This is a genomic window from Flavobacterium sp. 22659 (assembly GCF_052044235.1).
Classification (GTDB): domain Bacteria; phylum Bacteroidota; class Bacteroidia; order Flavobacteriales; family Flavobacteriaceae; genus Flavobacterium; species Flavobacterium johnsoniae.
Genome location: NZ_JBQEMU010000006.1, coordinates 215,666 through 224,705 on the forward strand (window position 1 = coordinate 215,666; position 9,040 = coordinate 224,705).

Consider the following 9,040-nt stretch of genomic DNA (forward strand, 5'->3'; position numbering starts at 1 on the left):
TTTAAAGCAAACTTAACGAAATGAAATTAAAAATTGATGAAGAAATATTCCGTATGAATGTGTCATTGGTAGAAAAAAATATCGTTCTGTATTGTGTCTTTGTAAGGACAGGTGTTTATTATGTATTTGTTCATTAATCAAACGTTCCTGCGGAACGTACAAATGAAATTCAAATTCAATTCTACCAATGAGACATTCCTACGGAATGAATTAACTATTAAAAAAATAAACCCGACAGATTCTAAAATCTGTCGGGTTATCGAATATTTTGAGAACTATATTTTAATGCAGTAGTTTTTCAAATGCTTTTCTTGCAGAGCCTCTTAAATAGACTTCACCGCAATAAGTGTATTTCAATTTGTCTAAAATTTTCAGCATTGGAACATTGTCAAAATTAGTATCTACCTTTATGCTGTAAATATTATTTTCAATAGATAAGCCTTCAATTTTTTCAAATAATTTTGTGGCAATTCCTTTTCCTTTTGCCAATTTCGAAACTGCTACGCGGTGTACTACTGTGTAATCACTGTCGCTAAGCCATTTGCCTTCGATATTTTCGTAAGCTGGATCTTTACCAAAAATAATAGCTGCATAACACAAAATAGATTCATTTTCTGTAAGCACATAGCCATAACCATTTTCAATGTCATTTTTAATGGTAAGCTCATTTGGATAACCATCCTGCCACTGTGTACTTCCGTCTAGTCTTCTTTGTTCAATGGCATTCTGAAGTATTTCCCAAATAACAGGTACTTCAGAAATAACTGCTTTTCGTAAAACTAATTGTTGAGTAGAATTCATTTTTTGGATTATATAAAAAATTAATGAGGCAGTTTATCTTTTATCAAACCATAAACCCAGGTTCCTGCAATGGCACTTACCAAAGTTACCACGATTACTGTTGCTCCAGTACCAATTTGAGCAAAAAGAGGCCCCGGACAAGCTCCTGTAATTGCCCATCCAAAACCAAACATCAGGCCTCCGTAGATTTGTCCTTTATTGAAAGTTTTAGGCTGAATTTCGATTTTTTCGCCCTGAAGGGTTTTGATGTTTAATTTTTTAATTAGGAATACTGAAATTACTCCAACCGCAACTGCACTTCCAATTACACCATACATATGGAATGACTGCAAATGAAACATTTCCTGAATACGAAACCAGCTGATGATTTCGGCTTTTACGAATACAATTCCGAAAAAGATTCCAACGATTAAATATTTAAGATTTGCAAATGCTGTTTCTTTTTTATGACTTGCGTTGATTCCTTCGCTGTCTGTATTTTTATTTTCTAAATTGCTCATTTTAAAAATTTTAAAGTGAAAGAATATATGGTAAAATCAAAAGTGACATTACAAAACCGCCAATCATAAAACAAATTGTAGCTACAACTGAAGGCCATTGTAAATTTGAAATTCCCATAATAGCATGTCCGCTTGTACATCCGCCAGCATAACGTGTTCCAAAACCAACTAAAAATCCGCCCGCGACCATCATAATAAATCCGCGAAGTGTAAACAAACTTTCCCATGAAAACAGCTGTACCGGAACTAAACCAGTATGATCTGTAATTCCGTAAGAAGCCAATTGTTCTGAAAGTTCCGGAGTAATTTCTACTGGATTTGGATTAGATAACAAATACGCAGCGATTACACCACCCAGAAATATTCCGAAAACAAAGAATAAATTCCAGCTTTCTTTTTTCCAGTCGTATTTAAAAAATGAAATATTCGACGGAATACAAGCCGCACAAATATGTCGCAGAGACGAACTAATCCCAAAAGATTTATTCCCAATAATTAATAAAATTGGAACTGTTAATCCAATTAACGGACCTGCAACATACCAAGGCCATGGTTCTCTTATAATTTCTAATATACTCATAATTAAAATTAAGTGTTTTGGTTTTTCACCATTAAGGGATTAAGGAAATTAAGCCAATCTGACTTAATGAAACTTCTTAAAGAAGGTTAAGAAAAATTAAGCATTTCAACTTAATTAACTTAATATCTTAATGGTGAAAATTTAAGCTTTTAATGTTTTGCTTTGACAAACAAAATCAGATTTTGGAATATTTGTTTTTGAGATTGCTCCGAAACCGCCGTCAACTTCGCTGAAATTTCTAAATCCTCGTGCTTGAAGAATAGAAGCCGCAATCATACTGCGGTAACCGCCGGCACAATGCAGGAAAAAATGTTCATTTGGGTTAATATCTTTTACCCAGTCATTAATATAAGCTAGAGGTTTGCTGTAAGCATCTTCGATATGCTCTGCTTCATATTCTGTTTCCTTACGAACATCAATAACCTTGTCTTCTTTAATATTAAATTTTCCGGCAAATTCTTCTGCTGAAATTCGGTTTACCGTATCAATTTCAAAACCTGCTTTTTCCCAGGCTTCAAAACCGCCTTCAAGATGCCCAATAATTGAGTCAAAACCTACACGGCTTAAGCGCGTAACGGTTTCTTCTTCTAAGCCAGCTTCGGTTACTAATATAATAGGTTGTTTTACGTCTCCAATTAAAGTTCCAACCCACGGTGCAAAATCACCGTTGATTCCAATATTAATAGACTGCGGAATAAATCCTTTGGCAAAATCACCGCTTTTACGAGTATCTAAAATCAAAGCTCCGGTTTCTTCGGCCACAGCCTCAAATTCTTCTGCTTTAATAGATTTCATTCCATTATGCAAGACCGTTTCAAAGCTTTCGTAACCTTGTTTGTTCATGGCAACGTTCATACTAAAATAGGCCGGAGGAGGTAATAATCCGTCAGTAACTTCTTTTATAAATTCTGTTTCGGTCATATCAGCGCGCAAAGCATAATTTGTAGCTTTTTGATTTCCAATAGTCGAAACCGTTTCTTTACTCATATTTTTTCCGCAGGCACTTCCCGCACCGTGAGCAGGATATACAATCACATCATCAGCCAGCGTCATGATTTTATCTCTTAACGAATGAAATAAAATTCCCGCCAATTGATCCTGAGTCATTCCAGAAGCTTTTTGAGCTAAATCCGGACGGCCTACATCGCCAATAAATAAAGTATCTCCAGAGAAAATAGCGTGATCTTTTCCATTTTCGTCAATAAGTAAAAAAGTAGTGCTTTCCATAGTATGTCCCGGAGTGTGCAAAACTTTGATCGTTACTTTTCCAACTTTAAATTCCTGTCCGTCTTTTGCAGAAATGCAGTCAAATTCGCAGGCAGCATTTGGACCGTAAACAATTGGTGCTCCGGTTTCTTTGCTTAAATCAACGTGTCCTGAAACGAAATCAGCGTGAAAATGCGTTTCAAAAATATATTGCAGCTTTACTCCGTCGCGTTCTAAACGATCTAAATAAGGCTGTATTTCTCTAAGCGGATCAATAATGGCCGCTTCGCCATTTGAAGTGATATAATATGCACCTTGTGCTAAGCATCCGGTGTAAATTTGTTCTATTTTCATGATAGGTGTTGTAAAATGATGGGATACAAAGGTAGTTTTGTTTTTTAAAAAAATAGGTGACTAATGTTACAGAAATTAGGTTTTTGTGTAAAATAATGCGGATTTTGCCATATGCTTTAATATAAATGTGTTTAAACTTGAGCAATTACGCTTTAAGCTTTAATTTTGCATATGACGAATGTCATTTCAAAATAAAAAAGAAAATGAACACAAAAGACTTATTTGATCAAATAGCTTTTATAAAAGAAATTGATAAAGTAAAATACATACAGCGCAAAACAAAATTATTCAACAGCGACAGATGTGAAAATGATGCAGAACACAGCTGGCATCTGGCGTTAATGGCAATTGTTCTGGCAGAACATTCTAATGAAACTATTGACGTTTTGAAAGTTGTAAAAATGGTTTTGATTCATGACATTGTAGAAATCGATGCGGGAGATGTTTTTATTTACGATACAGTAAAAAATCACTCAAATACTGATGAGGAAAGATTAGCCGCAAACAGAATCTTTGGTTTACTGCCAAAAAATCAAGCCGAAGAATTTATTTCAATCTGGGAAGAATTTGAAGCGGGAGAAACCAACGAAGCTAAATTTGCCAGATCTATGGACCGATTAGAACCTCTTTTGCAAAACACGTCTAACAATGGCGGCACCTGGAAAGAATTTGGAGTGAGATATGATAAAGTCTATGAAAAGAAAAGTATCATAAAAGAAGGCTCAAAATCAATATGGAATTACGCCGAAGGTTTGATTAATGAAAGTGTAGAAAAAGGGATTTTAGAAAAATAACCAATAAAAGTCAGGCAATCAAAATCAAACATAGCCTGCGGTTTCAACCGCAGGAAACGTATCGATATGCATTGTGTTCCCGAGGTTGAAACCGCGGGTTATGTTTTATCACGTAAATCTATAGATAATCTTGTCATTTCGACGAAGGAGAAATCTTCGCAAGAAGCTCGACAAAGATTGGCGATTTACTTTGCGGAGTTATTTGAGGGGATTTCTCCTTCGGTCGAAATGACAAACTGTATGTAACTCAAAAAAATGACAAGTGTCATTTCTACTCTTTAAATTGTTGAAAAGTTTAACAAATATCAGGTGATAAACTTTTTTTAAAGGAGGTTAATTCGGGTTCTAATGGTTAAATTTGTGGAACTTCATAAACAAATTACCATTATGGAAGAAATGCTCTTTTATGACCGAATGCAATTCGCCTTCACCATTACTTTTCATTATCTTTTTCCGCAGCTTACAATGGGTCTTTCGCTCATCATTGTTTACTTCAAATGGAAATACTTAAAAACTAATAACGAACAATACAATCACGCCACCCATTTCTGGATGAAAATCTTTGCCCTCAATTTTGCAATGGGTGTGGTAACAGGAATTCCAATGGAATTTCAATTTGGAACCAACTGGGCAAAATTCTCCGAATTAACCGGAGGAATCATAGGCCAGACCCTCGCAATGGAAGGAATGTTTTCTTTCTTTCTTGAATCCTCTTTTTTGGGATTATTTTTATTTGGAGAAAAACTCCTTGGCCATAAATGGCATTTTGTAACCGGATTATTAATTATGATAGGTTCCTGGGCCAGTGGTTACTTAATTATTGCTACACATTCCTGGATGCAGAATCCTGTTGGATATGAAATCCTGGAAAACGGAAAATTTGTTCTGAATAATTTTCAGGCTTTATTCCTTAATCCTTGGCTTTGGCCTTCTTATTTACACAATCAGGCAGCTTCTTTAGTTACGAGTTCGTTTGTTGTGGCAGGAATTGGTGCTTTTTATATATTGAGTAAGAAGAATGTTTCTTTTGGGAAATTGTTCCTAAAAACGGGAGTAATCTTCGGATTGATTTCGAGTGTAATTGTAGCAGTTCCAACCGGAGATTTACTGGCAAAAAATGTTGTAAAATATCAGCCTGTAACTTTTGCAGCAATGGAAGGAATTTTTCATACCGAGAAAAAAGGTTCTGAAATTGTTTTAATAGGACAGCCCGACGTAAAAGACAAAAAACTCGATAATAAAATTGCCGTTCCAAATATTTTAAGTTTCCTGACTTACGGAAACTGGGAGCAGGAAATAAAAGGTTTAGATCAGTTTGAAGAAGATCTGCATCCAACCAATATTTCGGGATTGTATTATGCGTATCATATTATGGTAGGACTTGGAACGGTTTTTATTGGATTAATGGTGATTTCGCTTTTCCAATTAATCAGAGGGAAATTATTCCAAACCAAATGGATTTTATGGTCTTTGATGTTCATGATGCCATTTCCATATATTGCCAATACAACAGGCTGGTATACGGCAGAATTAGGAAGACAGCCGTGGCTGGTTTACAATTTAATGCGAACTGCAGCCGGTGCTTCGCCAACGGTTTCATCCGGAAATACCTTGTTTACATTACTGGGTTTTATTGGTTTATACCTTTTACTGGGAATGTTGTTTTTGCTTTTAGTTGGAAAAATTATTAATAAAGGCCCTCATAATGTGGACCTTTCATCAGAAAAAATATAAGTATGGAATTTTTTTGGTACGTAGTTTTAATGGGAATCCTGGCTGTTTATCTGGTTTTAGACGGCTACGATTTTGGAGCAGGAATAATTCATTTATTTTTTGCTGATACAGAAAGAGATAAAAAAGCAATTACAAGCGCCATTGGTCCATTTTGGGATGCCAATGAAGTTTGGCTTATTGCAGCCGGAGGTGTTTTGTTTTTTGCTTTCCCAACTTTATATGCATCCTCTTTCAGCGGTTTTTATCTGCCGTTGATTATGATTTTATGGCTTTTGATTTTCCGTGCCATCGGACTTGAAATGCGCGGACAAATTCATAATCCTATGTGGGAAAGTATTTGGGACAAAGCTTTCGGGATTGCGAGTCTGCTTTTGGCTTTATTCTTCGGAATTGCTTTAGGAAATATTGTTCGCGGTGTCAATCTCGGAATGGTTCAAAATGGCGTTTCTACTCAGGAACCTCATTTTTTCTTTCTGCCTTTGTGGAATCCAACTTTTAGTCCGCAGGCAAATGAATTGGGAATTATCGACTGGTTTACACTTTTCTTAGGAATTGTGAGTGTAGTTGCTCTAACAATTCACGGTGCCAACTGGATTATTTATAAAACAAATTCATCGTTGAACCCAAAACTAAAAAAAGTGGTTTTTGCTTTGAATATTGTTTTGCTGGTTTTAGTTTGTATATCGTTACAAATCTGGCATTTTATCGAGCCGAAACCGTTTCATAATTTTGTTGAGAATCCTATTTTATGGTTTTTCCCGCTTTTAACTTTTGTTGGCATTGCGGGTTTATTTAAAGTACGTTCCTTTAAAAAAGACGGTCACGGATTTATATTTTCAACTTTATTTTTAGTGGGAGGTTTTGCTTCAACTGCTGTTTCGATTTTCCCGAATGTTCTGCCGTCAACCAATAATGTAAACCCATCGTTAACAATTTACAACACCGCTGCTCATGAATACGGATTAAGCGCCGGATTGAGCTGGTTTTTTATCGCTTTGTTTCTGGTTATTATTTATTTTATTATTCAATATCGTGTTTTCAGCGGTAAAATGGATGATATTGGATATGGAGAACATTGATTTTTTATAGCCGCTAATTACACAAATTAAATATATCAATAGCCTCCAGTTTTAACTGGAGGTTTTTTGTTTTAATTTGGATTGGTCTTAACCAAAATTTTGAATTTTGGCTAAAGCCTTTTTTATATACATTTGTTTACTTCCATTTAAAACGGAGGCAGTTTTTTAAAATGTAATTATGGAATTTGATCCTTTATTAGATTATGGAAAGTTTGATTTAACCAATAAAATCAATCTTGTTTACTGGAGATTTTCAGAGTTAATAAAAACTTTAATAATTCTTTCAAGCAATTCTGAAAGACAAGTTGAAATTATTGGCTTTGGAGAAGTCTGTTGTGAAATGGCAGAGGATTTTGATACTTTTTATAAATTTTCTATAGATTTATATTTAGAATTTCAATGGCTGACAAGTTTACAAATAGAAAAGTTAAATGATTTGAGTGATTTTTTTGATAATATGAATCAAAAAGATTCAGTCAGTTTTTGGAATGATGATTTACTTGCAGCTAATCTGGATTGGATGATTGTTAGAAAAAAAGCAAAAGATATTCTGGAAACTTTAGGAATGCAAAATTTAGAAATTGAGTTTGATCGGAAAGAAAGTATAAATCAAAAAACAATAGTACAGTCTACTAAAATTAGACTAGTGAATAAAGTTGATAAATAAAATCAATTGCCTCCAGTTTTAACTGGAGGTTTTTTGTTTAGGATAAAAAGGCTTTACCCAAACTTTATAATTTGGCTAAAGCCTTTGTAATATAGATTTATTTACCTCCAGCTAAAGCTTGAGGCAATTCATTGAAAATCAAAAAAGAAAAATGTTGTAGATATAGTTTTACAAATTTGGATTTCATCTCCTTTTTCTTAGTTTTGTTAAAAGAGAAATTAAAAGACAGCAAATGTATAATTGTTTTGATATAGCCAAATATTTTATTGAGCTGGCGGAAGAAGAAGGTCAGGGACTTGACCCAATGAAACTGCTCAAGCTTACTTACATTTCGCACGGCTGGCATTTAGGAATTACCGGAAAACCTCTTTTCGATAATGAAGTGCAGGCCTGGAAATACGGTTCGGTTATTCCTGATTTGTATTACGAAATACGAATGTTTGGAAAAGATCCTGTTGATCCGTTTTTGATTAATATTTCGGCTAAAACTCCATTGAAACATGAAGACAAAGAGTTTCTAAAAAAAATCTGGAATAATTATAAAGGTTTATCAGGATTACAGCTTTCGGCTTTAACGCATGAAGAGGGAAGTCCGTGGTCGCAGACTTGGGACGGAACGCACAATGTAATTATTGGCAATGATATTATTAAAGAATATTATAAGGAAAAACTAGATAGTTAAATGGAAAAAACACTGGCAGAAAAATTACCCGAAAGTGCTTTAGGAAACGATATTATTAATATTCCGAAAGATGTTACCAAAGAAGCCGAAAAGGAAAATCATTTAATGAAACCTTATGATCCGAAAAGCCATTCGGAATATATTGAATTAAAAAGATTTGAAATTGAGCAGGCAAATGAAAGTTCTGAGCGAAAACTGCGACAGGAAAATGCTAAAAAAGCTTTTATTTTTTCTTCGACCTGGGCAATTTTTATAGCTGCTGTTATTTTGCTGCATGGTTTTGGTGTTTCGTATAAATTCTTCATTCTGTCGCAGACCGAGTTTCTTTTTATAATAGGAACTTTAACAACTTCGATTTTTGCTTTTTATACTTTGGTTTTAAGGTATTTGTTTTATAGAAAACCCGGCGTTAAAAATTCTTAAAAGACATAAGTATTTCGTAATTTGAGTTTGTGTTAAGGAATGCGCACAAAATACAAATTTGTTTTTGAGATCTTTTCTTGTCCGAAAAATTGTATTTTTACTGCTTTCAAAATCTTCTGAAATTGTATTTTACAAAGATGCTTTGTATTTTACGAAAACAGAAAATTTTAAAGAATTTTAAATATCTTTGAACTATGAGCACATTGAACAGACCCAGAAA

General features: G+C 34.3%; 10 protein-coding genes. 6 read left to right on the forward strand and 4 right to left on the reverse strand.

What is annotated here, in order from left to right; translation table 11 throughout:
* Positions 1-282: 282 nt before the first annotated feature.
* The 4 genes from ACTJIW_RS09145 to ACTJIW_RS09160 all read right to left on the reverse strand — a co-directional run bounded on the left by ACTJIW_RS09145 (position 283) and on the right by ACTJIW_RS09160 (position 3,441).
* Complete coding sequence (locus tag ACTJIW_RS09145; protein WP_440715166.1) at positions 283-801, reverse strand: N-acetyltransferase family protein; 519 nt, start codon at positions 799-801, stop codon at positions 283-285.
* 20 nt (positions 802-821) lie between these two features.
* Complete coding sequence (locus ACTJIW_RS09150; protein ID WP_121360413.1) at positions 822-1,301, reverse strand: DUF6691 family protein; 480 nt, start codon at positions 1,299-1,301, stop codon at positions 822-824.
* 10 nt (positions 1,302-1,311) lie between these two features.
* A complete protein-coding gene (locus tag ACTJIW_RS09155; protein ID WP_440715165.1) occupies positions 1,312-1,881 on the reverse strand; it encodes a YeeE/YedE family protein in 570 nt (189 codons plus the stop codon).
* 141 nt (positions 1,882-2,022) lie between these two features.
* The gene (locus ACTJIW_RS09160; protein WP_440718447.1) at positions 2,023-3,441 is read right to left on the reverse strand and encodes an MBL fold metallo-hydrolase; all 1,419 of its coding nucleotides are present in this window, start codon (positions 3,439-3,441) and stop codon (positions 2,023-2,025) included.
* 203 nt (positions 3,442-3,644) lie between these two features.
* On the opposite strand from ACTJIW_RS09160, the gene ACTJIW_RS09165 reads away from it, so the two are divergent.
* The 6 genes from ACTJIW_RS09165 to ACTJIW_RS09190 all read left to right on the forward strand — a co-directional run bounded on the left by ACTJIW_RS09165 (position 3,645) and on the right by ACTJIW_RS09190 (position 8,820).
* Positions 3,645-4,235, forward strand: a complete 591-nt coding sequence (locus ACTJIW_RS09165) for an HD domain-containing protein (protein ID WP_440715163.1) — start codon at positions 3,645-3,647, stop codon at positions 4,233-4,235.
* Between the two features lie 387 nt (positions 4,236-4,622).
* The gene (locus ACTJIW_RS09170; protein WP_044048599.1) at positions 4,623-5,969 is read left to right on the forward strand and encodes a cytochrome ubiquinol oxidase subunit I; all 1,347 of its coding nucleotides are present in this window, start codon (positions 4,623-4,625) and stop codon (positions 5,967-5,969) included.
* Positions 5,970-5,971: 2 nt separating this feature from the next.
* On the forward strand, positions 5,972-7,048 hold the full coding sequence (gene cydB, locus ACTJIW_RS09175) for a cytochrome d ubiquinol oxidase subunit II (protein WP_440715162.1): 1,077 nt from the start codon (positions 5,972-5,974) through the stop codon (positions 7,046-7,048).
* A gap of 178 nt (positions 7,049-7,226) precedes the next feature.
* Entirely contained in the window at positions 7,227-7,715 is a 489-nt protein-coding gene (locus ACTJIW_RS09180) for a hypothetical protein (protein ID WP_440715161.1), read from the forward strand.
* Between the two features lie 232 nt (positions 7,716-7,947).
* Positions 7,948-8,397 carry a Panacea domain-containing protein gene (locus ACTJIW_RS09185; RefSeq protein ID WP_121360416.1) on the forward strand — a complete coding sequence of 150 codons (450 nt, stop codon included), beginning with the start codon at positions 7,948-7,950 and terminating at the stop codon, positions 8,395-8,397.
* Positions 8,398-8,820, forward strand: coding sequence for a hypothetical protein (locus tag ACTJIW_RS09190; protein WP_073408673.1), 423 nt, complete (start codon positions 8,398-8,400; stop codon positions 8,818-8,820).
* The last annotated feature ends 220 nt before the right edge of the window (positions 8,821-9,040 follow it).